This window comes from Pseudomonas sp. Pseusp11 (genome assembly GCF_047304405.1).
Lineage (GTDB): Bacteria > Pseudomonadota > Gammaproteobacteria > Pseudomonadales > Pseudomonadaceae > Aquipseudomonas.
On record NZ_JBGLZF010000023.1, the window covers coordinates 22,296 to 43,284 of the forward strand.

Below are 20,989 nucleotides of genomic sequence, written 5' to 3' on the forward strand. Positions count from 1 at the left end.
TACCGAAAGCAGAATTTGAGTGGAGAACAGCATGAGTGCAGTTGAAAGCGTCGGCCCACAAGCGTTGCCGGCACTGCAAGAGCAAGTCGAGCAGATCATTGCTGAAGCCAAGCGCCAGGGCGCCAGTGCCTGTGAAGTGGCGGTGTCGCTGGAACAGGGCCTGTCGACCACGGTGCGTCAGCGGGAAGTCGAAACCGTTGAGTTCAACCGCGACCAGGGCTTTGGGATCACCTTGTATGTAGGGCAGCGCAAAGGCTCGGCCAGCACCTCGGCCAGTGGCCCGGAAGCGATTCGCGAAACCGTCGCTGCTGCGCTGGCCATTGCCAAGCACACGTCTGAAGACGAAGCCTCAGGCCTGGCGGATGCCGCGCTGATGGCCAAGGACCTGCAGGATTTCGACCTGTTCCATCAGTGGAACATCACCCCGGAACAAGCCATCGAGCAGGCCCTGGCCTGTGAAGCAGCGGCGTTTGCCGCCGACAGCCGGATCAAGAACGCCGACGGCACCACCCTCAGCACTCACCAGGGCTGCCGGGTGTACGGCAACAGCCACGGTTTTATCGGCGGTTACGCCTCGACCCGTCACAGTCTCAGCTGCGTGATGATCGCCGAGGCCGATGGCCAGATGCAGCGCGATTACTGGTATGACGTGAACCGGCAGGGCAATTTGTTGGCCAGCCCGGAGAGTATCGGCCAGCGTGCCGCGCAACGGGCGGCGAGCCGCTTGGGCGCGCGCCCGGTGCCGACCTGCGAAGTGCCGGTGCTGTTTTCCGCGGAACTGGCCGGTGGCCTGTTCGGCAGTTTCCTCTCGGCGATTTCCGGCGGCAGTCTGTATCGCAAATCGTCGTTCCTCGAAGGCACGCTGGGGCAGAAACTGTTCCCGCAATGGCTGACCATCGATGAGCGTCCGCACTTGATGCGCGCCTTGGGCAGCTCGGCCTTCGACGGCGATGGCCTGGCGACCTACGCCAAGCCGTTCGTGGAAAACGGTGAGCTGGTGTCCTACGTGCTTGGCACCTATTCCGGTCGCAAGCTGGGCATGCCGAGCACCGCCAATGCCGGCGGCGTGCATAACCTGTTCGTCACCCATGGCGACGAAGATCAGGCGGCCTTGCTGCGCCGCATGGGCCGTGGCCTGCTGGTCACTGAGTTGATGGGGCAGGGCCTGAACATGGTCACTGGCGATTACTCCCGTGGCGCGGCGGGTTTCTGGGTCGAGAACGGCGAAATCCAGTTCGCGGTCCAGGAAGTGACTATTGCCGGCAACATGCGTGACATGTTCAAGCAGATCATTGCGGTCGGTAATGACCTGGAATTGCGCAGCAACATTCGCACAGGTTCGGTGTTGATCGAGCGGATGACGGTGGCAGGTAGCTAAGCTGCGACTGCTGCACAAAAAAAAAAGCGCCACCCAATCGGGTGGCGCGTTTTTTTTGAAGTTTATTCGCCTTCGTCGAAGAAGTTGTTGATCAGCGCCACCAGCGCATCCAGCGCTTCCTGCTCTTGTTCGCCTTCGGTACTCAGGTGGATTGTGGTGCCTTTTCCCGCGGCCAGCATCATCATGGCCATGATGCTTTTGCCGTCGACCATCGATTCCGGAGTGCGGCCGGCCCTGATCTGGCACGGGAACTGCCCGGCCACCCCGACGAACTTTGCAGATGCGCGGGCATGCAGGCCCAGCTTGTTGATGATTTCGATTTCCAGAGCAGGCATCGCGATGTGAATCCTTTAGCTGAGGTCGCGGTGGCGAACCTGGACGTTCTTCAGGGATTGTTGCAGGACCTGACCCAGACGTTCGGTCAGGTAGACAGAGCGGTGATGCCCGCCAGTGCAGCCAATGGCAATGGTGACATAGGCGCGGTTGCTGGCGGCAAAGCGGGGCAGCCACTTGAGCAAGTAGGTGGAAATGTCCTGGAACATCTCTTCAACATCCGGCTGCGCCGCCAGGTACTCGGCCACCGGTTGATCGAGCCCGGACTGTGCCCGCAGCTCCGGTTTCCAGTAAGGGTTGGGCAGGCAGCGCACGTCGAACACCAGATCGGCGTCCACCGGCATGCCACGCTTGAACCCGAAAGACTCCACCAGAAACGCAGTACCGGGCTCCGGCTGATTCAGCAGGCGCAGCTTGATGGTATCGCGTAGCTGATACAGGTTCAGATTGGTGGTGTTGACCTTGAGGTCGGCCAGATCGGCGATCGGCCCCAGCAGATTGGTTTCGTCCTCTATCGCCTCCGCGAGCGAGCGATTGGCACTGCTCAGCGGGTGACGGCGGCGGGTTTCCGAAAAACGTTTGAGCAGGGTCTCTTCATCGGCGTCCAGATACAGCACATCGCACTGGATATGCCGGCTGCGGACTTCTTCCAGCAATTCGGGAAACCGTGACAGGTGGCTCGGCAAGTTGCGTGCATCGATGGACACGGCCACCAGCGGTTGTGCCAGTTCGGTATGAATCAGCGCGCGCTCGGCCAGTTCCGGCAGCAGGCCGGCGGGCAGGTTGTCGATGCAGTAGTAGCCGTTGTCCTCGAGAACATCGAGGGCAGTGCTTTTACCTGAGCCGGAGCGGCCGCTGACGATGATCAGGCGCATGATTAGTGACCGTTTTGCTCGTCCAGGACAACCTGATACAAGGCTTCGTTGCTCGGGGCGCTGCGCAGTTTTTCACGCACTTCCTTGCGATCAAGCATGCTGGCGATCTGGCGCAGCAACTCCAGGTGCGCATCGGTGGCGGCTTCCGGGACCAGCAGTACAAACAGCAGGTCAACCGGGGCACCGTCGATGGCGTCGAAATCGATGGGTGCATCCAGGTGCATCAAGGCACTGATGGGCGATCCGCAGCCCTTGAGACGGCAGTGGGGGATGGCGATACCGTTGCCAAAACCGGTGGAACCGAGTTTTTCACGGGCGACCAGACTCTCGAAGACATCCTGCATGGCCAGATCCGGCACTTCGCGATGGATGAGGTTGGCAATTTGCTCGAGGGCTTTCTTTTTACTGCCGCCCGGCACGTTCACCAGGGAACGGCCGGGGGTCAGGATGCTTTCAAGTCGGATCATGGGTTGGGAGTGTTAACGACCGGTCGCGCCCTGGAGGAGGCTCTGGGTCTTTTCCTTATGCTTTTTGAGTTGTTTATCCAGCTTGTCGGTCAGTGCGTCGATCGCTGCGTACATATCGGTATGTTCCGCGTTAGCGACCACCTCATTGCCGGGAATATGCAGCGTGGCTTCGATTTTCTGCTTGAGCTTCTCGACCGTCATCGTGACCTGCACGTTGGTGATCTTGTCGAAATGCCTCTCTAATCGTTCGAGTTTTTCGCCGATGTAGGTGCGAAGAGGTTCGGTCACTTCCAGTTGGTGTCCACTGATGTTGACTTGCATACAGCTTCTCCTTCGTTGCCAGTGCATAAAGCGGTAGATCCGATGATCTACCACTGGAACGCTGTGGCGTGGCTCTACATCAACCGCTTGCGTTCGCTCGAAGGCGCGATTCCTAGGGATTCGCGGTACTTGGCGACGGTGCGGCGAGCCACCTGAATGCCTTGTGCCTCCAGTAAACCAGCGATCTTGCTGTCACTCAACGGCTTTTTCTGATTTTCCGCGGCAACCAGTTTTTTGATGATCGCGCGGATCGCCGTGGACGAGCATTCACCGCCTTCGGAGGTGCTGACGTGGCTGGAAAAAAAGTATTTCAGTTCATAGATGCCCCGTGGGGTATGCATGAATTTTTGCGTGGTCACCCGTGAAATCGTCGATTCGTGCATGCCCACCGCTTCGGCGATGTCATGCAGCACCAGCGGTTTCATGGCCTCGTCGCCGTACTCCAGGAAGCCGCGTTGATGCTCGACGATCTGGGTGGCCACTTTCATCAGGGTTTCGTTGCGGCTTTGCAGGCTCTTGATGAACCAGCGAGCCTCCTGCAGCTGATTACGCATGAAGGTGTTGTCAGCGCTGGTATCGGCGCGGCGTACGAAGCCGGCGTATTGGGCGTTGACCCGCAGGCGTGGCACCGACTCCTGGTTCAGTTCCACCAGCCAGCGCTCGTTGTCCTTGCGCACGATCACGTCGGGAACGACGTATTCGGCTTCGGTGGACTCGATTTGCGAACCCGGGCGCGGGTTGAGGCTCTGGACCAGTTCGATCACTTGGCGCAGTTCGTCTTCCTTGAGCTTCATGCGGCGCATCAGCTGGCTGTAGTCGCGGCTGCCGAGCAGGTCGATGTAATCGGTGACCAGGCGCTTGGCCTCGGTCAGCCAAGGGGTCTTGGCGGGCAGTTGACGCAGTTGCAGCAGCAGGCATTCACCGAGGTTGCGGGCGCCGATACCGGCGGGCTCGAATTGCTGGATGCGGTGCAGGACGGCTTCGATTTCGTCCAGTTCGATGTCCAGTTCCGGATCGAAGGCCTCAAGGATTTCCTCGAGGGTTTCATCCAGATAGCCCTGATTGTTGATGCAGTCGATCAGGGTCACGGCGATCAGGCGATCGGTGTCGGACATCGGTGCCAGGTTCAGTTGCCAGAGCAAATGGCTTTGCAGGCTTTCACCGGCCGAAGTACGGGTGGTGAAATCCCACTCGTCGTCATCGTTGCTCGGCAGGCTGCTGGCGCTGGTCTGGTAGACGTCTTCCCAGGCGGTATCGACAGGCAATTCGTTGGGAATGCGCTCGTTCCAGTCGCCTTCCTCAAGGTTATCCACCGTCGGGGCGGTTTCCTGGTAGGAGGGTTCCTGAATGTCGGCGTTGGGTTGCTGTTCGGCTTTGTCGGCCAAGGGGTCGGCGTTATCGAAGTCGTCGCCTTCTTCCTGGCGTTCGAGCATCGGATTGGACTCCAGGGCCTCCTGGATTTCCTGTTGCAGGTCCAGGGTCGACAATTGGAGCAGGCGGATGGCCTGTTGCAGCTGCGGTGTCATCGTCAGCTGCTGGCCCATTCTCAAGACTAGCGATGGTTTCATGGCAGGGGCTTAACACCTTATTCGCCGGCGCACATGCGCCATCCACTACAGGGCGCCGAAGCGCCAAACATAAGCAAATTATATGCCTGAAACTGAAGTGTTTGCCTAGAGCGCTGTAACAATAAAAAACTATTGATTTTTTATTGAGATGAGCACCGAGGCGACTGGCCAGGCACCTCAGCGCTTACAGGCGGAACTCATGGCCCAGATACACTTCCTTGACCAGTTCGTTGGCCAGGATGGTGGCGGAGTCGCCTTCGGCGATCAGCTGGCCATCGTTGACGATGTAGGCGGTTTCGCAGATGTCCAGGGTTTCACGGACGTTGTGGTCAGTGATCAGCACGCCAATGCCTTTGGCCTTGAGGTGATGGATGATCTGCTTGATGTCGCCCACCGAGATCGGATCCACGCCGGCGAAGGGTTCGTCGAGGAGGATGAATTTCGGGTTGGTGGCCAGTGCCCGGGCGATTTCCACTCGACGGCGTTCACCACCGGACAGGCTCATGCCAAGGCTGTCACGGATGTGGTGGATGTGAAACTCCTGCAGCAGGCTTTCCAGCTCTTTGCGGCGACCGGCCTTGTCGAGTTCCTTGCGGGTCTCGAGGATGGCCATGATGTTGTCGGTCACTGACAGTTTGCGGAAGATCGACGCTTCTTGCGGAAGATAGCCGATACCGGCCTTCGCACGACCATGCATCGGCTGGTGGCTGACGTCCAGGTCGTCGATCAGTACGCGACCCTGATCGGCTTGTACCAGACCCACGATCATGTAGAAACAGGTGGTTTTGCCGGCGCCGTTGGGGCCAAGCAGGCCGACGATCTGGCCGCTGTCGATGGACAGGCTGACGTCACGCACGACCTGGCGGCTCTTGTAGCTCTTGGCCAGATGCTGAGCTTTCAGAGTTGCCATTACTGGGTTTTCTCGTCGGTTTTCTTCTTCGGCTGGATCACCATGTCGATACGCGGACGTGTCTCGGTGACCTTGCTGCCCGTGGCGCGACCGGCGCTGGCGAGTTTTTTCACCGTGTCATAGACGATTTTTTCGCCCTGGGTGACGTTGTTGTCCTTGTCGACAACTTTGGCCTTGTCGATCAGTACAACGCGGTTTTGCGCGGCGTGATATTGGATGGTCACGCCCCAACCCTGAACAGGCTTGGTGTCGCCAGCTGTTTGCAACTGCTCGAAGTACGCCAGGTTGCCCACCGAGGTCACCACGTCGATGTCGCCAGTCAGGGTGCGAGTGATGGTCACGGTGTTGCCGGTGACCTTCATCGAGCCCTGAGTGATGATCACATCACCTTTATAGGTGGCAACACCGTTCTTGTCGTCCAGTTGGGCGTCGTCGGCCTGAATGCGGATAGGCTGCGCTTGATCGGTCGGCAGAGCCCAGGCGCTCACGCTTCCCAGTGCTGCGCTCAGACTGAGCAAAATAGGGAGGGTTTTAACGAGCCTCATACTGTCCTCTTACGTTCGATAGCAGGTGTATCCTGCTTTCTTTCAAGTACGCTTTCATTCCGTTGCCTGTCGATACACCGCCGGCGCCGTCGATTCTAACGGGTTGATCGGTCTGCGCATATTGCTGCTGCGGGAACACTGTCATACGGGTGGTGGTAATCAGGGTTTTACGGTTTTTTTCGTCGAAACGCGTGATACGTACCGAGTCGATCAGCTCGACCTGGGTGCCGTCCGGGTTGACTTCGCCGCGATCGCTCTGCACGTGCCAGGGGAATTCGGTACCGCGAAACATGTTCAGGTCAGGATTGGACAGCAACGTCACTTCGGTCGCTTTCAGGTGTTCGACCTTGTCGGACGTCATTTCGTACTGCAATTTGCCGTCCGGCAGGTACTGCACGCTGTGGGCGTTGATGGCGTAATAGTCGATCGCGCTTTCATCGACCTTGACCACTGGCTTATCGAGGAAGCGTTCCGGGCTGATGTTCCAGTAGCCGACCGCTGCGAATAGCGCTGCGATGCAACCGAATATCAGGATGTTGCGAATCTTTTTGCTCAGCATGATGGGCTCACAGGTACGCGGCGTTGGCCGCATCGAGGCGGCCCTGGGCGCGCAGGATCAATTCGCAGAATTCGCGCGCGGCACCCTCGCCGCCACGGGCCTGGGTGATGCCGTGGGCGTGTTCGCGCACGAAGCTGGCGGCGTTGGCCACGGCCATGCCCAGGCCGACGCGGCGAATCACCGGCAGGTCCGGCAGGTCGTCGCCGAGGTAGGCCACTTGTTCATAGTTCAGGTTGAGTTGGGCAAGGAGTTCGTCGAGCACCACCAGTTTGTCTTCGCGACCCTGATACAGGTGTGGAATGCCGAGGTTCTTGGCCCGTCGTTCGACCACCGGGGTCTTGCGTCCGCTGATGATAGCGGTCTGCACGCCGGCGGCCATCAACATCTTGATGCCTTGGCCGTCGAGGGTGTTGAAGGTCTTGAATTCGCTGCCGTCTTCGAGGAAGTACAGGCGCCCGTCGGTCAGCACGCCGTCGACGTCGAATACCGCCAGTTTGATCTGTTTGCCGCGTTGCAGCAGGTCCGTGCTCATTACATTACTCCCGCGCGCAGCAAATCGTGCATGTTCAAGGCGCCGACCGGACGGTCTTCACTGTCGACCACGACCAGCGCGTTGATCTTGTGGTCTTCCATGATTTTCAGCGCCTCGGCGGCAAGCATCTCGGCACGAGCGGTCTTGCCGTGGGCAGTCATGACCTGGTCGATGGTGGCGCTATGGATGTCGATGCTGCGGTCCAGGGTGCGACGCAGATCGCCGTCGGTGAAGATCCCGGCGAGTTTACCGTCGGCCTCCAGAACCACGGTCATGCCCAGGCCCTTGCGGGTCATTTCCATCAATGCGTCCTTGAGCAGGGTGCCGCGTTGAACCTGCGGCAGCTCTTGCCCGGCGTGCATGACGTTTTCCACTTTCAGCAGCAGGCGTCGGCCAAGTGCGCCGCCTGGGTGGGAAAAGGCGAAATCTTCAGCGGTAAAGCCGCGGGCTTCCAGCAGCGCCACCGCCAGGGCATCGCCCATCACCAGGGCGGCGGTGGTCGATGAGGTTGGCGCCAGGTTCAGCGGGCAGGCTTCGTGCTCGACGTGAACATTGAGGTTGACCTCGGCAGCCTTGGCCAGCGCTGAGTCGGGATTGCCGGTGACGCTGATCAATTTGATGCCCAGGCGCTTGATCAGTGGCAGCAGGGTAACGATTTCATTGGTGGAGCCGGAGTTCGACAGTGCCAGGATGATGTCGTCACGCGTGATCATGCCCATGTCGCCGTGGCTGGCTTCGGCTGGATGCACGAAGAACGCCGTGGTGCCGGTGCTGGCCAGGGTGGCGGCGATCTTGTTGCCGATGTGCCCCGATTTGCCCATGCCGACCACGACTACGCGGCCTTTGCTGGCCAGAATCATCTCGCAAGCGCGTACGAAATCTGCGTCGATATGGGGTAACAAGCCTTGCACGGCTTCCAGTTCGAGACGGATGGTGCGTTGTGCAGATTGAATCAGGTCGCTGGATTGGCTCATGTCAGAAATCGTATAGCCTGATGAAAAGGCGGCGATTATAACGGTAATGATCAAAACCCTCACGCAAGTTCGTCGCGGTTTGTCATTCCTTGTTACCGAAACCCTCTAAATAGATGATTTCAGGTGGTCACGTTGCTGAACGTGCCCGGCTTGGGCCTTGGGCGCTTGGCCTTTGCAGTGATATAGTTCGCCGCCAGTTCGGCCTGCCCGGGGAGGTATGTGCTTTCGTCAGAAGGCCAGGCGTCCGAGTGAGAGGCTGCATCGCAAGGAGTTTAGATGAGTGCCGATAACGCCTACGCGGTCGAGCTGAAGGGACTGACCTTCAAGCGCGGTGCGCGCAGCATTTTCAATAACATCGATATCCGCATACCACGCGGCAAGGTCACCGGCATCATGGGGCCTTCCGGGTGTGGCAAGACCACGCTGTTGCGGTTGATGGGAGCCCAATTGCGCCCCACCAGCGGCGAAGTCTGGGTCAATGGCCAGAACCTGCCAACGTTGTCGCGCAGCGATTTGTTCGATGCGCGCAAGCACATGGGCGTGCTGTTTCAGAGCGGCGCGCTGTTTACCGATCTCGATGTATTCGAGAACGTCGCCTTTCCGCTGCGTGTTCATACCACGCTGCCGGAAGAGATGATTCGCGATATTGTCCTGCTCAAATTGCAGGCCGTGGGCTTGCGTGGCGCCATTGACCTGATGCCTGACGAACTGTCCGGCGGCATGAAGCGTCGAGTCGCTCTGGCCCGGGCGATTGCCCTCGATCCGCAGATTCTCATGTATGACGAGCCTTTTGTCGGCCAGGATCCGATCGCCATGGGCGTGCTGGTGCGCCTGATCCGCCTGCTCAACGATGCGCTGGGCATCACCAGCATCGTGGTCTCCCATGATCTGGCCGAGACCGCGAGCATCGCCGACTACATCATTGTGGTGGGTGACGGGCAAGTGTTGGGGCAGGGCACACCCAAGGAATTGATGAATTCGCAGGAACCACGGATTCGCCAGTTCATGACTGGCGAACCCGACGGCCCGGTCGCATACCACTTTCCAGCGACGGATTACCGCGCAGATCTTCTGGGGAAGCGCTGATGCGCAAGATTTCATTAATAGAAAGAGTGCGCCGTTTCGGCCACGCCGGCATCGATGTGCTGGCGGTGTTCGGGCGTTCGGCGCTGTTCCTGTTTCATGCCTTGCTCGGTCGCGGTGGCATCGGCGGCAGTTTTGGCCTGCTGGTCAAGCAACTGCATTCGGTTGGCGTGATGTCCCTGGTGATCATCGTGGTCTCCGGGGTGTTCATCGGCATGGTGCTGGCGCTGCAGGGCTTCAACATCCTGTCCAGCTATGGCTCGGAGCAGGCTGTCGGGCAGATGGTTGCGCTGACGCTGCTGCGTGAACTGGGGCCGGTCGTCACGGCCTTGCTGTTCGCCGGGCGTGCGGGGTCGGCGCTGACCGCCGAAATCGGCAACATGAAGTCCACCGAGCAACTGTCCAGTCTGGAAATGATCGGGGTTGACCCGCTCAAATACATCATTGCCCCGCGCCTGTGGGCCGGCTTCATTTCCCTGCCGGTGCTGGCAATGATTTTCAGCGTGGTGGGTATCTGGGGCGGTTCGTGGGTGGCCGTCGACTGGTTGGGTGTCTATGAAGGCTCCTACTGGTCGAACATGCAAAACAGCGTGACGTTTGTCGACGATGTGCTCAACGGCATTATCAAAAGCATCGTTTTTGCCTTCGTCGTGACCTGGATCGCCGTATTCCAAGGCTATGACTGCGAGCCCACTTCCGAGGGGATCAGTCGTGCCACTACCAAGACCGTGGTGTACGCCTCTTTGGCGGTACTCGGCCTGGACTTTATTCTGACCGCCTTGATGTTTGGAGATTTCTGATGCAAAACCGCACCCTGGAAATCGGTGTCGGCCTTTTCTTGCTGGCTGGCATCCTGGCTTTGCTGTTGCTTGCGTTGCGGGTCAGTGGCCTGTCCCCGAGCCCAAGCACCGATACTTATAAACTTTATGCATATTTCGATAATATCGCCGGTTTGACTGTCAGAGCTAAAGTGACCATGGCCGGTGTGACCATTGGCAAGGTCACGGCGATCGATCTGGATCGCGACAGCTTCACCGGTCGGGTGACCATGCAACTGGAAAAGCGCGTAGATAACCTGCCGACTGACTCCACTGCATCTATCCTGACCGCTGGCCTGTTGGGTGAGAAATACATCGGTATCAGTGTGGGTGGGGAACAAGCCCTGCTCAAGGATGGTGGAACCATCCACGACACGCAGTCGTCGCTGGTGCTCGAGGACCTGATTGGTAAATTTCTGCTCAATACCGTTAGCAAAGACGCCAAATGAGGAGCTTTTCAATGATCTCTATCTTGCGACGTGGCCTGTTGATATTGCTCGCGGCCTTGCCGTTGATGGCTAACGCCATGGCGGCGCAGTCGGCGCACGATCTGGTTCAGGACACCACGACCCGGATGCTCGCCGACCTGTCGGCCAATAAAGAGAAGTACAAGCAGGATCCACAAGACTTTTATACGGCGTTGAATACCATCGTCGGCCCCGTGGTGGATGCCGAGGGCATTTCCAAAAGCATCATGACCGTCAAATACTCGCGCAAAGCAACGCCCGAGCAAATGAAGACGTTTGAAGAAAACTTCAAAAAGGGCCTGTTCCAGTTTTATGGCAACGCATTGCTCGAATACAACAACCAGGGCATCACTGTTGAGCCTGCCAAGGATGAATCGGGAGACCGTACCAGCGTTGGCATGACGGTCAAAGGCAGCAGCGGCGCGATCTATCCTGTGTCTTACACACTCGAAAAGATCAACGGCGAATGGAAGCTGCGTAACGTCATCATCAACGGCATCAATATCGGCAAGCTGTTCCGCGATCAGTTCGCTGATGCGATGCAGCGCAATGGCAACGACCTGGACAAGACCATCAATGGTTGGGCCGGGGAAGTCGCCAAAGCCAAGGAAAACACCGAAAAAGCTGTCGAGAAGAAAGCCCAATGAGTGAGTCGGCCATTCGCATGAGCGAAACCGGCGAGCTGCTGCTCAGCGGTGTGCTGGATTACCGGACCGGCCCGAACTTGCGCAAGCAGGGGCAGGTACTGATCAAATCCAGCAAGGCGCCTGCGCTGGTGGTCGATTGCTCCGCAGTGGAGAAGTCCAGCAGTGTCGGCTTGTCGCTGCTGCTGTGCTTCATGCGCGATGCTCAGGTGGCCGGCAAGGCCGTGAGCATTCGCGCGATGCCCGAAGACATGCGCAAAATCGCTCAGGTCAGTGAGTTGACCGAGCTGTTGGCGCACCCCTGAACCGCATCTATAAAGAAGCCCCCCGTCAGAGTCCTGCTTCGCGGGGTTCGCAGGCGCGGGGCTTTTTTGTATGATGTCCGACCCGCGCGCACAGGGCGCCGATTGAGGTTGAGCATGCAGGCCAACGAAGTGAAGAGCTTTCTTGAAGGAAAGCTGCCCGGAGCTCAGGTAGAAGTTGAGGGCGAAGGCTGCAACTTTCAGCTGAACGTGATTAGCGATGAACTGGCGGCGTTGAGCCCGGTGAAGCGTCAGCAGAGCATCTATGCCCATTTGAACCCGTGGATTGTCGATGGCAGCATCCATGCGGTCACTATGAAATTTTTCAGCAGCGCGGCCTGGGCCGAGCGCACCTGAGCCCAAGGGCGTCGAGATTCTTATGGATAAATTGATTATTACCGGTGGCGCTCGTCTTGATGGCGAGATCCGCATTTCCGGGGCAAAGAACTCTGCCCTGCCGATCCTGGCTGCCACCTTGCTGTGCGATGGCCCGGTGACCGTGGCCAACCTGCCGCACCTGCACGACATCACCACCATGATCGAGCTGTTCGGTCGCATGGGCATTGAACCTGTGATCGACGAGAAACTCAGCGTCGAAATCGACCCACGCACCATCAAGACCTTGATCGCGCCGTACGAACTGGTTAAAACCATGCGCGCCTCGATCCTGGTGCTGGGCCCGATGGTTGCCCGTTTCGGTGAAGCCGAAGTTGCACTGCCTGGCGGTTGCGCCATCGGTTCGCGTCCGGTTGACCTGCACATCCGTGGTCTTGAAGCCATGGGCGCGGTCATCGACGTCGAAGGCGGCTACATCAAGGCCAAGGCCCCTGAAGGCGGCCTGCGCGGTGCGCACTTCTTCTTCGACACCGTCAGCGTGACCGGTACCGAGAACATCATGATGGCGGCCGCTCTGGCCAAGGGCCGCAGCGTTCTGGCCAACGCCGCTCGCGAGCCCGAAGTCGTTGACCTGGCGAACTTCCTGAACGCCATGGGCGCGAAGGTTTCCGGCGCCGGCACCGACACCATCACCATCGATGGCGTCGAGCGTCTGCACACCACCACTTACAAAGTGATGCCTGACCGTATCGAGACCGGCACCTATCTGGTGGCGGCAGCGGTCACCGGCGGGCGTGTGAAGGTCAAGGACACCGATCCGACCATCCTCGAAGCCGTTCTGGAAAAACTTCGTGAATCCGGCGCCGAAATCACCACCGGTGAAGACTGGATCGAGCTGAACATGCACGGCAAGCGGCCGAAAGCCGTCAACGTGCGGACCGCTCCATACCCGGCGTTCCCGACCGACATGCAAGCGCAGTTCATCTCCCTCAACGCCATTGCCGAAGGCACTGGTGCGGTGATCGAGACGATCTTCGAAAACCGTTTCATGCACGTTTACGAACTGCACCGCATGGGCGCGCACATCCAGGTTGAAGGCAACACCGCCATCGTCACCGGCATCGAAAAGCTCAAGGGCGCGCCAGTCATGGCCACCGACCTGCGTGCTTCGGCCAGCCTGGTGATCTCGGCGCTGATCGCCGAAGGCGATACCCTGATCGATCGCATCTACCACATCGACCGTGGTTATGAGTGCATCGAAGAGAAGCTGCAGATGCTCGGCGCCAAGATCCGCCGCGTACCGGGCTAGTTTCTGCTGCATGGGCGCAGGGACGCGTCCGTTGATTTGTTGAAGTCGAGCCGGTTTCCGGCTCGATGTGTGTCCGGCGCCGTTTGCGACCGGGCATGAGTACCTTGATAAGGACTGACGTTTCCCATGTTGACTATCGCACTGTCCAAGGGCCGCATCCTTGACGACACCCTGCCGCTTCTGGCTGAAGCGGGCATCGTGCCGACCGAGAATCCGGACAAGAGCCGCAAGCTGATCATCCCCACGACCCAGGCCGATGTGCGCTTGCTGATCGTGCGTGCCACCGATGTGCCGACCTATGTCGAGCATGGTGCCGCCGATCTGGGCGTCGCCGGTAAAGACGTGCTGATGGAATACGGCGGCCAGGGTCTGTACGAACCACTGGACCTGCAAATCGCCCAGTGCAAACTGATGACGGCCGGTAAAGTCGGCGCAGTCGAGCCCAAGGGCCGTCTGCGCATTGCCACCAAGTTCGTCAACGTCGCCAAGCGCTACTATGCCGAACAGGGTCGTCAGGTCGACATCATCAAGCTCTACGGCTCGATGGAACTGGCGCCGCTGATCGGTCTGGCGGACAAGATCATCGACGTGGTCGACACCGGTAACACGCTCCGGGCCAACGGCCTGGAGCCACAGGATTTCATCGCTGCCATCAGCTCCCGTCTGATCGTCAACAAGGCGTCGATGAAAATGCAGCATGCCCGTATCCAGGCGTTGATCGACACCCTGCGCAAGGCAGTGGAGTCTCGACACCGCGGCTGATTCACCTGCGCGACCTTGAGTCGCGCCCGTCTATCCGCCTCATAGCCAGAATTCTCGGGTGCCCAAGCGGATCAACGGCTAGCTTAGGGCGCCCGAGTTTTTGCCAATCCTATGAGGCTCTCGCTATGACCGCACCGACTGCAATTCGCCGACTCAACGCTGCTGACCCGGATTTCGCGCATCATCTGGATCATCTGCTGAGCTGGGAAAGTGTGTCTGACGACTCGGTCAATCAGCGGGTGCTGGACATCATCAAGGCCGTGCGCGAGCGTGGCGATGCGGCGGTGGTCGAATTCACCCAGAAGTTCGATGGCCTGCAAGTGGCGTCCATGGCGGACTTGATCCTGCCGCGCGAACGCCTGGAACTGGCATTGACCCGCATCACCGTGCCTCAGCGCGAAGCCCTGGAAAAAGCCGCGACCCGTGTGCGCAGCTACCACGAAAAGCAGAAACAGGACTCCTGGAGCTACACCGAAGCCGATGGCACGGTGCTGGGCCAGAAGGTCACGCCACTGGATCGCGCCGGTCTGTACGTGCCGGGCGGCAAGGCGTCCTACCCGTCCTCGGTGCTGATGAACGCGATTCCGGCCAAGGTGGCGGGCGTGACCGAAGTGGTCATGGTCGTGCCGACCCCGCGCGGTGAAGTCAACGAGCTGGTGCTGGCCGCGGCCTGCATCGCCGGCGTCGACCGGGTGTTCACCATCGGCGGCGCCCAGGCGGTTGCGGCGCTGGCTTACGGCACCGAAAGCGTGCCGAAGGTCGACAAAGTGGTCGGTCCGGGCAACATCTATGTAGCCACCGCCAAGCGCCATGTGTTCGGCCAGGTTGGCATCGACATGATCGCCGGCCCGTCGGAGATTCTGGTGGTGTGCGACGGCCAGACCGATCCGGACTGGATCGCCATGGACCTGTTTTCCCAGGCCGAGCACGATGAAGACGCCCAGGCGATTCTGGTCAGCCCGGACGCCGAGTTCCTCGACAAGGTCGCGGCGAGCATCGCCAAACTGCTGCCGACCATGGAGCGTGCCGAGATCATCGAAACCTCGATCAATGGCCGTGGTGCGCTGATCAAGGTTCGCGACATGGATCAAGCCATCGAAGTGGCCAACCGCATCGCGCCGGAGCACCTGGAGTTGTCGGTTGCCGATCCGCAGGCCTGGTTGCCGCAAATCCGCCACGCCGGCGCGATCTTCATGGGCCGCCACACCTCCGAAGCCCTGGGCGACTACTGCGCAGGTCCGAACCACGTATTGCCGACCTCCGGCACTGCGCGCTTCTCCTCGCCGCTGGGTGTTTACGACTTCCAGAAACGTTCGTCGATCATCTTCTGCTCCGAGCAGGGTGCCTCCGAACTGGGCAAGACCGCCTCCGTGCTGGCCCGTGGCGAATCGCTGAGCGCGCACGCCCGCAGTGCTGAATACCGCATTCTTGATGACAAGCAGGGGAACTGAGCATGAGTAAATTCTGGAGCCCGTTCGTCAAGAATCTGGTGCCTTATGTGCCGGGCGAACAGCCGAAACTGGCAAAGCTGGTGAAGCTCAACACCAACGAAAACCCGTACGGTCCATCGCCAAAAGCCCTGGCGGCGATGCAGACCGAACTGAACGACAACCTGCGTCTGTACCCGGACCCGAACAGCGACCTGCTCAAGCAAGCTGTTGCCAAGTACTACGGCGTGCAGGGCAATCAGGTGTTCCTCGGTAACGGTTCCGATGAAGTCCTGGCGCACATCTTTCACGGTTTGCTGCAACACGATAAACCGCTGCTGTTCCCGGACATCAGCTACAGCTTCTACCCGGTTTACTGCGGGTTGTATGGCATCAAGTTCGATGCGGTTGCGCTGGACGAACAGTTCCAGATCAACCCGGCGGATTATGCCAAGCCGAACGGCGGGATCATCTTCCCGAACCCGAATGCGCCGACCGGTTGCCTGTTGGCGCTGGACGCTGTTGAGCAAATCCTCAAGGCCAGCCCGGATTCGGTGGTCGTGGTGGATGAGGCTTACATCGACTTCGGCGGTGAAACGGCGATCACGCTGGTGGACCGTTATCCGAACCTGTTGGTGACGCAGACCCTGTCCAAATCCCGTTCCCTGGCCGGCCTGCGGGTTGGCCTGGCCGTGGGGCACCCGGACCTGATCGAGGCGCTGGAGCGGATCAAGAACAGCTTCAACTCCTACCCGCTGGATCGCCTGGCGATTGTGGGGGCTGCGGCGGCGTTCGAAGATCGCGAGTATTTCGACAAGACCTGCCGGTTGGTCATCGAGAGTCGCGAGAAAGTGGTCGCGCAGCTGGAGGCGAAGGGGTTTGAGGTGTTGCCGTCGGCGGCGAACTTCATTTTCGCCCGTCACCCGAAGCACGATGCGGCGGGGCTGGCGGCGAAGTTGCGTGAGCAGGGCGTGATCGTTCGGCACTTCAAACAGGAGCGGATTGCCCAGTTCCTGCGGATTTCCATCGGCGCGCCGGAGCAGAATCAGGCTCTGATCGACGGCCTCGGCAACCTCTAAACCGCCGCTGATCCCGTAGGAGCGAGGCTTGCCCGCAAAGAACGATAATGTGGTTTAACTGTTACACCGAGTTATCGTTCTTCGCGGGCAAGTCGGATCGCCGCACCGCTCGCTCCTACAGGGGGTGGTGTGTTAGTCGTGATGTGGTTCGCCAATGAACGTCAGCGACGTGAATAGCCCACGTGTCGCCACATCAGCATTGTCCTTCAGCGGGATTTCCACCTGCGCCGCAATCACATTCAACCCTTCATTACGCACCAATACTTGCGCCCGGCCATCTGCGTCGGTCTCGGTGCTCAAGGTGTCCGGTGCGCTGCGATAGTCGCCCACCAACTTCACGCCCGCCGCCGGTTTGCCATCAAGTAGTACTCGAACCGGCAACGATTTACCCGGCCCGACGGTCAGCGGATCAACCTCCGGCAGAATCAGCAATTTCATCTGATCGAGCTTCGGCAGCTTCGCCCCCGGCTGGTAAATCGCCAGGCTGTATTTGAACGTCTCTGTCGATTCGATCGCCCCCGGCACTTTGCTGCGTCCTTCGTTGATCCATTTTTTTTCGGCGGTCTGCGACCACATGCCATTGTTCAGCGCCACGGCCATCACCGCCGGCGATTTCAACGGTTGCAGGCGGGCGTGGTCGGCCAGGCGTTGCACGCTCACCGGGATCATTTTGCCGCTGGCGTCATAGGCCCAGGCGCCGCTGATTTTCTGCGCCTTGAAGGCGTTGTCTTCGGCGCCATGGCCGTAGATGACTTCGATGTTGCCGCGACGTTGTTCGGTCCACAGGCCATGGGCCGATACGTGAGAGGCGAACATCGCGCCGAACAGACCCAGCAGAGCCAGTGATTTAGCGTGTTGCATGGTGATTTTTCCCTTTACAGATTGAGTGTCAGGCTGACAGTGAAATTGCGCGGTTCGCCGGGGTTGACCCAGTAGTTGCTGTAGGAGCGCTCGAAGTATTTCTCGTCGAAAAGGTTGTTCAGGTTCAGGCCCACGGTGACGTTTTCGCTGGCCTTGTAATGGGCCAGCAGGTCGACGGTGTGGTAGGCCGGCAGTTCGAAATCGCTGCCGGCTTCACCCGAGCGATCGCCGACATAGGTGAACGCGGCACCGAGGTCCGAGCCGCGCAGATGGCCATCCTGAAACTCATAAACCCCCAGCAAACTGCCACTGCGTTTGGCCACGCCGAGAATCCGGCTGCCGGTGGGAATCATCTTGTCGCCTTGGGTGACTTCGGCATCGATGTAAGCAAAGGCACCAATCACTCTCACGGCGTCGGTGATTTGCCCGGTGACTTGCAGGTCGACACCCTGACTGCGGGCCTTGCCCATGGCCCGGCTGGAGTCGGTGCTCGAGTCGAGGGCCAGGACGTTTTCTTTGTCGATATGAAAGGCGGCGAGGGTGCTGCTCAAGCGATCGTCAAACAGCTCGCTCTTGATCCCGACTTCGTAGCCGACGCCTTCTTCCGGGTCGAAGGATTTACCGGCGGCATCCAGGCCATTATTCGGTTTGAACGAAGTGGAGGCGTTGGCGAACAGTCCCACTTCGGGCGTCAGTTGGTAGAGCAGGCCAGCTCGTTGAGTCAGCGCGTCGTGGCGCTGGCGGCGGGTCGCATTGCGGCTGTGATCGTCAATGCTTTGTTCGAAATGTTCGAAGCGCGCACCAAGCATGCCGCGCAGTTTGTCGGTGAAGACGATCTGGTCCTGAAGGTTCAGCGCCTGGCTTTCGACGTGCTCGAAAAAATCGGTCCCGGAGCGTGCGCCATCGGGTTTCGGCTGGCCGTAGATCGGCCGATAGATATCGATGGCGTAGGGGCCGCCGGCAATGGTCGTGACCCGTTCGTTCTTGCGGAAGTTTTCGTACTCGCTGCCGATCAGCAGTTCGTGTTGCCAACTGCCGATGTCGAACAGACCGCGCAGTTCGAGTTGGGTAATGCTGTCGTGCCAGTTGGTGCCGCGTTCGCGGTAGCGGCGGTTGATGGTATGGCCGTCGGCGTTCAATGGCCGATTTTCTGAGGCGAAGCCCCAGAGCTTGCCTTCCTTGTAATGGCTGGCCAGGCGCAGTTTCCAGCGGTCGTTGAGCTGATGTTCGAGGGCGGCTTGCAGTAGGTTGTTGTGGTTGTCGATGTTGCCGTCGTTAGGTTCGCCGAGGAAGGTCGAGCGAGATACGCCGCTCCACTTATTGTTCGGCGCGACGACGCCACGATCGAATGTCGAACTGTGGCGGACAAACTCGCTCTCCACCAACAGGCTGGTGTCCGGGTTCAGCTGCCAGCTGAACGAAGGCGCAACGAACACGCGCTGGCTGTCGACGTGATCGCGAAAGCTGTGGTTGTCCTCGACGGCCAGGTTCACCCGGGACAGAATGTTGCCGGCATCATCCAGCGGTGTGTTGACGTCCACGGTGGTGCGATAACGATCCCAGCTGCCGGCGCTGGTCTGCAGGGTGGTGAAGGCTTCGGGCTGGGGTTTCTTGGTGACGATGTTCACCGTACCGCCCGGATCGCCACGCCCATAGAGGCTGGCGGCCGGGCCTTTGAGCACTTCGATGCGTTCGATGTTGGCCACGTCCGGCGTGCTCGGATAGCCGCGGTTGGCGCTGAAACCGTCCTTGTAGAACTCCGAGGTGGTGAAGCCGCGCACGCTGTATTCGTAAAGTGTCAGGCCGCCAAAGTTGTTCTGCTTCGACACACCGCCGGCAAAATCCAGGGCGCGCTCGACGTTGGTGCTGCCCAAGTCCTTGAGCACACTGACAGGAATTACGCTGATCGATTGCGGGATGTCGCGAAGGGTGGTGTCGGTTTTGGTCGCGCTGGAAGAACGCGTTGCGCGATAGCCCTTGACCGGACCGGTGGGGGATTCGTAGTCGGAGATGACGCTGATGGCGTCCAGTTCAACGGTTTGGGATTCTTCGGCGAAGACCGGATCTCCCAGCAGACCGAGAGCCAGGCCTGCGAGGGAGGCCATTGTTCGAGACGACATGTTATGTTGTTCCAATATTGATATTGAAACAATATAACATGCCTAATGAGAATGTCTGCCGTTAACGACTTTGGAGTGGTGGAGCTTTCGAGGGCGTAAAAGATCGTCCGAACGCGGCCCGAACCTTCGGCAGCTCCTACGGCTTACTCTTCTTCTTTTTCCTGGATCGGCGCAGGCGGCGGACGCAGGCCTATTTCTGCGGTGAGCTTGAGTTCTTTGCCGTTGCGCATCACCTGAATCGTGACCTTGTCGGTCGGTTTGATGCGCGCCACCTGGTTCATTGACTTGCGACCATCGCCAGCCGGTTCACCGTCGATGCTGAGGATCACGTCGCCCAGTTGCAGGCCGGCCTTTTGCGCCGGGCCGTCACGGAAAATCCCCGCGACCACAATTCCCGGGCGTCCCGACAAGCCAAACGATTCCGCCAGTTCCTGACTCAAAGGTTGCACTTCGATGCCGAGCCAGCCGCGAATCACCTGGCCGTGTTCGATGATCGACTTCATCACCTCCATCGCCAGTTTGACCGGGATCGCGAAGCCGATGCCTTGCGAGCCACCGGACTTGGAGAAGATCGCCGTGTTGATGCCGGTCAGGTTACCGTTGGCGTCCACCAGCGCACCGCCGGAGTTGCCGGGGTTGATCGCGGCGTCGGTCTGGATGAAGTCTTCGTAGTTGTTCAGGCCCAACTGATTGCGCCCGGTGGCACTGATGATCCCCATGGTCACGGTCTGGCCGACGCCGAACGGGTTGCCGATGGCCAGGGCCACGTCGCCGATGCGCAGGTTGTCAGAACGGCCGACGGTGATCGACGGCAGGTTTTTCAGGTCGATCTTCAATACCGCGAGGTCGGTTTCCGGGTCGCTGCCGATGACCCGGGCCAGGGTTTCACGACCATCCTTGAGCGCCACCACGATCTGGTCGGCACCGCTGGTCACGTGGTTGTTGGTCAGCAGGTAACCTTCCGGGCTCATGATCACGCCCGAACCGAGGCTCGACTCCATGCGCTTCTGCTTGGGCGAGTTGTCGCCGAAGAAGCGGCGGAACTGCGGGTCTTCAAACAGCGGATGGCTCGGTTTGTTGACCACTTTGGTGGTGTAAAGGTTGACCACCGACGGCGCAGCCGTGGTCACCGCATCGGCATAGGACACCGGGCCTTGCTGCACACCAAGGGTTTGCGGGGCTTGTTGCAGATTGACGTCGAGGCTTGGCAGCCCGACCCACTGCGGGTAACGCTGAATAATCAGTAGAGCGACAAGCACGCCGGCCAACAGCGGCCAGCCGGAAAAACGCAGCGCCTTGAGCATTAAGCACGTCCTGAG

The 20,989-nt window shown here is 59.5% G+C and carries 24 protein-coding genes; 11 read left to right on the forward strand and 13 right to left on the reverse strand.

The window, feature by feature from the left end; genetic code table 11:
- Nucleotides 1-31 precede the first annotated feature (31 nt).
- Nucleotides 32-1,378 carry a metalloprotease PmbA gene (pmbA, locus tag ACCC96_RS19260; RefSeq protein WP_413696639.1) on the forward strand — a complete coding sequence of 449 codons (1,347 nt, stop codon included), beginning with the start codon at nt 32-34 and terminating at the stop codon, nt 1,376-1,378.
- A gap of 62 nt (nt 1,379-1,440) precedes the next feature.
- On the opposite strand, the gene ACCC96_RS19265 is transcribed toward pmbA, so the two are convergent.
- The 10 genes from ACCC96_RS19265 to ACCC96_RS19310 form a co-directional block, all read right to left on the reverse strand.
- The gene (locus tag ACCC96_RS19265) at nt 1,441-1,713 is read right to left on the reverse strand and encodes an HPr family phosphocarrier protein (protein WP_007970256.1); all 273 of its coding nucleotides are present in this window, start codon (nt 1,711-1,713) and stop codon (nt 1,441-1,443) included.
- A 15-nt stretch (nt 1,714-1,728) separates the two neighbouring features.
- On the reverse strand, nt 1,729-2,586 hold the full coding sequence (gene rapZ / locus ACCC96_RS19270) for an RNase adapter RapZ (RefSeq protein WP_413696640.1): 858 nt from the start codon (nt 2,584-2,586) through the stop codon (nt 1,729-1,731).
- A gap of 2 nt (nt 2,587-2,588) precedes the next feature.
- Entirely contained in the window at nt 2,589-3,053 is a 465-nt protein-coding gene (gene ptsN, locus ACCC96_RS19275; RefSeq protein ID WP_018927208.1) for a PTS IIA-like nitrogen regulatory protein PtsN, read from the reverse strand.
- Nucleotides 3,054-3,065: 12 nt separating this feature from the next.
- Nucleotides 3,066-3,374: a ribosome hibernation-promoting factor, HPF/YfiA family gene (gene hpf / locus ACCC96_RS19280; protein WP_007941242.1), complete on the reverse strand. Its 309-nt coding sequence runs from the start codon at nt 3,372-3,374 to the stop codon at nt 3,066-3,068.
- A gap of 74 nt (nt 3,375-3,448) precedes the next feature.
- On the reverse strand, nt 3,449-4,942 hold the full coding sequence (locus ACCC96_RS19285; RefSeq protein WP_026331852.1) for an RNA polymerase factor sigma-54: 1,494 nt from the start codon (nt 4,940-4,942) through the stop codon (nt 3,449-3,451).
- Between the two features lie 184 nt (nt 4,943-5,126).
- A complete protein-coding gene (lptB, locus tag ACCC96_RS19290) occupies nt 5,127-5,852 on the reverse strand; it encodes an LPS export ABC transporter ATP-binding protein (protein WP_018927206.1) in 726 nt (241 codons plus the stop codon).
- On the reverse strand, nt 5,852-6,397 hold the full coding sequence (lptA, locus tag ACCC96_RS19295) for a lipopolysaccharide transport periplasmic protein LptA (RefSeq protein ID WP_413696641.1): 546 nt from the start codon (nt 6,395-6,397) through the stop codon (nt 5,852-5,854). Before lptA ends, lptB begins: the two co-directional genes overlap by 1 nt.
- Nucleotides 6,384-6,956 carry an LPS export ABC transporter periplasmic protein LptC gene (lptC, locus tag ACCC96_RS19300; RefSeq protein ID WP_019647656.1) on the reverse strand — a complete coding sequence of 191 codons (573 nt, stop codon included), beginning with the start codon at nt 6,954-6,956 and terminating at the stop codon, nt 6,384-6,386. Before lptC ends, lptA begins: the two co-directional genes overlap by 14 nt.
- Nucleotides 6,957-6,963: 7 nt before the next feature.
- Nucleotides 6,964-7,488, reverse strand: coding sequence for a KdsC family phosphatase (locus ACCC96_RS19305; RefSeq protein ID WP_019647657.1), 525 nt, complete (start codon nt 7,486-7,488; stop codon nt 6,964-6,966).
- Nucleotides 7,488-8,462 (reverse strand): KpsF/GutQ family sugar-phosphate isomerase, encoded by a 975-nt coding sequence (locus ACCC96_RS19310; RefSeq protein ID WP_105340083.1) that lies wholly within the window; start codon nt 8,460-8,462, stop codon nt 7,488-7,490. Before ACCC96_RS19310 ends, ACCC96_RS19305 begins: the two co-directional genes overlap by 1 nt.
- A 276-nt stretch (nt 8,463-8,738) precedes the next feature.
- On the opposite strand from ACCC96_RS19310, the gene ACCC96_RS19315 reads away from it, so the two are divergent.
- The 10 genes from ACCC96_RS19315 (at nt 8,739) to hisC (ending at nt 16,689) form a co-directional block, all read left to right on the forward strand.
- A complete protein-coding gene (locus ACCC96_RS19315) occupies nt 8,739-9,548 on the forward strand; it encodes an ATP-binding cassette domain-containing protein (RefSeq protein ID WP_019647658.1) in 810 nt (269 codons plus the stop codon).
- Nucleotides 9,548-10,345 (forward strand): lipid asymmetry maintenance ABC transporter permease subunit MlaE, encoded by a 798-nt coding sequence (gene mlaE, locus ACCC96_RS19320; protein ID WP_026286502.1) that lies wholly within the window; start codon nt 9,548-9,550, stop codon nt 10,343-10,345. The genes ACCC96_RS19315 and mlaE overlap by 1 nt, the downstream gene beginning before the upstream one ends.
- The gene (gene mlaD, locus ACCC96_RS19325) at nt 10,345-10,812 is read left to right on the forward strand and encodes an outer membrane lipid asymmetry maintenance protein MlaD (RefSeq protein WP_007941252.1); all 468 of its coding nucleotides are present in this window, start codon (nt 10,345-10,347) and stop codon (nt 10,810-10,812) included. The genes mlaE and mlaD overlap by 1 nt, the downstream gene beginning before the upstream one ends.
- Nucleotides 10,813-10,823: 11 nt before the next feature.
- A complete protein-coding gene (locus ACCC96_RS19330; RefSeq protein ID WP_018927198.1) occupies nt 10,824-11,477 on the forward strand; it encodes a phospholipid-binding protein MlaC in 654 nt (217 codons plus the stop codon).
- A complete protein-coding gene (locus tag ACCC96_RS19335; protein WP_018927197.1) occupies nt 11,474-11,779 on the forward strand; it encodes a lipid asymmetry maintenance protein MlaB in 306 nt (101 codons plus the stop codon). Before ACCC96_RS19330 ends, ACCC96_RS19335 begins: the two co-directional genes overlap by 4 nt.
- Nucleotides 11,780-11,893: 114 nt before the next feature.
- Complete coding sequence (locus tag ACCC96_RS19340; protein WP_007941258.1) at nt 11,894-12,133, forward strand: BolA family protein; 240 nt, start codon at nt 11,894-11,896, stop codon at nt 12,131-12,133.
- A 22-nt stretch (nt 12,134-12,155) separates the two neighbouring features.
- Nucleotides 12,156-13,421 carry a UDP-N-acetylglucosamine 1-carboxyvinyltransferase gene (gene murA / locus ACCC96_RS19345; protein WP_018927195.1) on the forward strand — a complete coding sequence of 422 codons (1,266 nt, stop codon included), beginning with the start codon at nt 12,156-12,158 and terminating at the stop codon, nt 13,419-13,421.
- Nucleotides 13,422-13,547: 126 nt separating this feature from the next.
- Nucleotides 13,548-14,183, forward strand: a complete 636-nt coding sequence (gene hisG, locus ACCC96_RS19350) for an ATP phosphoribosyltransferase (RefSeq protein ID WP_007941260.1) — start codon at nt 13,548-13,550, stop codon at nt 14,181-14,183.
- 125 nt (nt 14,184-14,308) lie between these two features.
- Nucleotides 14,309-15,634 carry a histidinol dehydrogenase gene (gene hisD / locus ACCC96_RS19355; RefSeq protein WP_413696642.1) on the forward strand — a complete coding sequence of 442 codons (1,326 nt, stop codon included), beginning with the start codon at nt 14,309-14,311 and terminating at the stop codon, nt 15,632-15,634.
- Nucleotides 15,635-15,636: 2 nt separating this feature from the next.
- Nucleotides 15,637-16,689, forward strand: a complete 1,053-nt coding sequence (gene hisC / locus ACCC96_RS19360) for a histidinol-phosphate transaminase (RefSeq protein WP_413696643.1) — start codon at nt 15,637-15,639, stop codon at nt 16,687-16,689.
- A 132-nt stretch (nt 16,690-16,821) separates the two neighbouring features.
- Here the strand turns inward: hisC and ACCC96_RS19365 are convergent, their stop codons facing one another.
- The 3 genes from ACCC96_RS19365 to algW form a co-directional block, all read right to left on the reverse strand.
- The gene (locus ACCC96_RS19365; RefSeq protein ID WP_413696644.1) at nt 16,822-17,550 is read right to left on the reverse strand and encodes a DUF4198 domain-containing protein; all 729 of its coding nucleotides are present in this window, start codon (nt 17,548-17,550) and stop codon (nt 16,822-16,824) included.
- Nucleotides 17,551-17,564: 14 nt separating this feature from the next.
- Entirely contained in the window at nt 17,565-19,670 is a 2,106-nt protein-coding gene (locus tag ACCC96_RS19370) for a TonB-dependent siderophore receptor (protein WP_413696645.1), read from the reverse strand.
- A 143-nt stretch (nt 19,671-19,813) separates the two neighbouring features.
- On the reverse strand, nt 19,814-20,974 hold the full coding sequence (gene algW / locus ACCC96_RS19375) for a Do family serine endopeptidase AlgW (RefSeq protein WP_018927192.1): 1,161 nt from the start codon (nt 20,972-20,974) through the stop codon (nt 19,814-19,816).
- Nucleotides 20,975-20,989: the final 15 nt, after the last annotated feature.

Excerpts from the sequence above, each read along its gene's own strand:
- pmbA (WP_413696639.1), top strand. The coding sequence starts at position 32 with ATGAGTGCAGTTGAAAGCGTCGGCCCACAAGCGTTGCCGGCACTGCAA.
- ACCC96_RS19265 (WP_007970256.1), bottom strand. The coding sequence starts at position 1,713 with ATGCCTGCTCTGGAAATCGAAATCATCAACAAGCTGGGCCTGCATGCC.
- rapZ (WP_413696640.1), bottom strand. The coding sequence starts at position 2,586 with ATGCGCCTGATCATCGTCAGCGGCCGCTCCGGCTCAGGTAAAAGCACT.
- ptsN (WP_018927208.1), bottom strand. The coding sequence starts at position 3,053 with ATGATCCGACTTGAAAGCATCCTGACCCCCGGCCGTTCCCTGGTGAAC.
- hpf (WP_007941242.1), bottom strand. The coding sequence starts at position 3,374 with ATGCAAGTCAACATCAGTGGACACCAACTGGAAGTGACCGAACCTCTT.
- ACCC96_RS19285 (WP_026331852.1), bottom strand. The coding sequence starts at position 4,942 with ATGAAACCATCGCTAGTCTTGAGAATGGGCCAGCAGCTGACGATGACA.
- lptB (WP_018927206.1), bottom strand. The coding sequence starts at position 5,852 with ATGGCAACTCTGAAAGCTCAGCATCTGGCCAAGAGCTACAAGAGCCGC.
- lptA (WP_413696641.1), bottom strand. The coding sequence starts at position 6,397 with ATGAGGCTCGTTAAAACCCTCCCTATTTTGCTCAGTCTGAGCGCAGCA.
- lptC (WP_019647656.1), bottom strand. The coding sequence starts at position 6,956 with ATGCTGAGCAAAAAGATTCGCAACATCCTGATATTCGGTTGCATCGCA.
- ACCC96_RS19305 (WP_019647657.1), bottom strand. The coding sequence starts at position 7,488 with ATGAGCACGGACCTGCTGCAACGCGGCAAACAGATCAAACTGGCGGTA.
- ACCC96_RS19310 (WP_105340083.1), bottom strand. The coding sequence starts at position 8,462 with ATGAGCCAATCCAGCGACCTGATTCAATCTGCACAACGCACCATCCGT.
- ACCC96_RS19315 (WP_019647658.1), top strand. The coding sequence starts at position 8,739 with ATGAGTGCCGATAACGCCTACGCGGTCGAGCTGAAGGGACTGACCTTC.
- mlaE (WP_026286502.1), top strand. The coding sequence starts at position 9,548 with ATGCGCAAGATTTCATTAATAGAAAGAGTGCGCCGTTTCGGCCACGCC.
- mlaD (WP_007941252.1), top strand. The coding sequence starts at position 10,345 with ATGCAAAACCGCACCCTGGAAATCGGTGTCGGCCTTTTCTTGCTGGCT.
- ACCC96_RS19330 (WP_018927198.1), top strand. The coding sequence starts at position 10,824 with ATGATCTCTATCTTGCGACGTGGCCTGTTGATATTGCTCGCGGCCTTG.
- ACCC96_RS19335 (WP_018927197.1), top strand. The coding sequence starts at position 11,474 with ATGAGTGAGTCGGCCATTCGCATGAGCGAAACCGGCGAGCTGCTGCTC.
- ACCC96_RS19340 (WP_007941258.1), top strand. The coding sequence starts at position 11,894 with ATGCAGGCCAACGAAGTGAAGAGCTTTCTTGAAGGAAAGCTGCCCGGA.
- murA (WP_018927195.1), top strand. The coding sequence starts at position 12,156 with ATGGATAAATTGATTATTACCGGTGGCGCTCGTCTTGATGGCGAGATC.
- hisG (WP_007941260.1), top strand. The coding sequence starts at position 13,548 with ATGTTGACTATCGCACTGTCCAAGGGCCGCATCCTTGACGACACCCTG.
- hisD (WP_413696642.1), top strand. The coding sequence starts at position 14,309 with ATGACCGCACCGACTGCAATTCGCCGACTCAACGCTGCTGACCCGGAT.
- hisC (WP_413696643.1), top strand. The coding sequence starts at position 15,637 with ATGAGTAAATTCTGGAGCCCGTTCGTCAAGAATCTGGTGCCTTATGTG.
- ACCC96_RS19365 (WP_413696644.1), bottom strand. The coding sequence starts at position 17,550 with ATGCAACACGCTAAATCACTGGCTCTGCTGGGTCTGTTCGGCGCGATG.
- ACCC96_RS19370 (WP_413696645.1), bottom strand. The coding sequence starts at position 19,670 with ATGTCGTCTCGAACAATGGCCTCCCTCGCAGGCCTGGCTCTCGGTCTG.
- algW (WP_018927192.1), bottom strand. The coding sequence starts at position 20,974 with ATGCTCAAGGCGCTGCGTTTTTCCGGCTGGCCGCTGTTGGCCGGCGTG.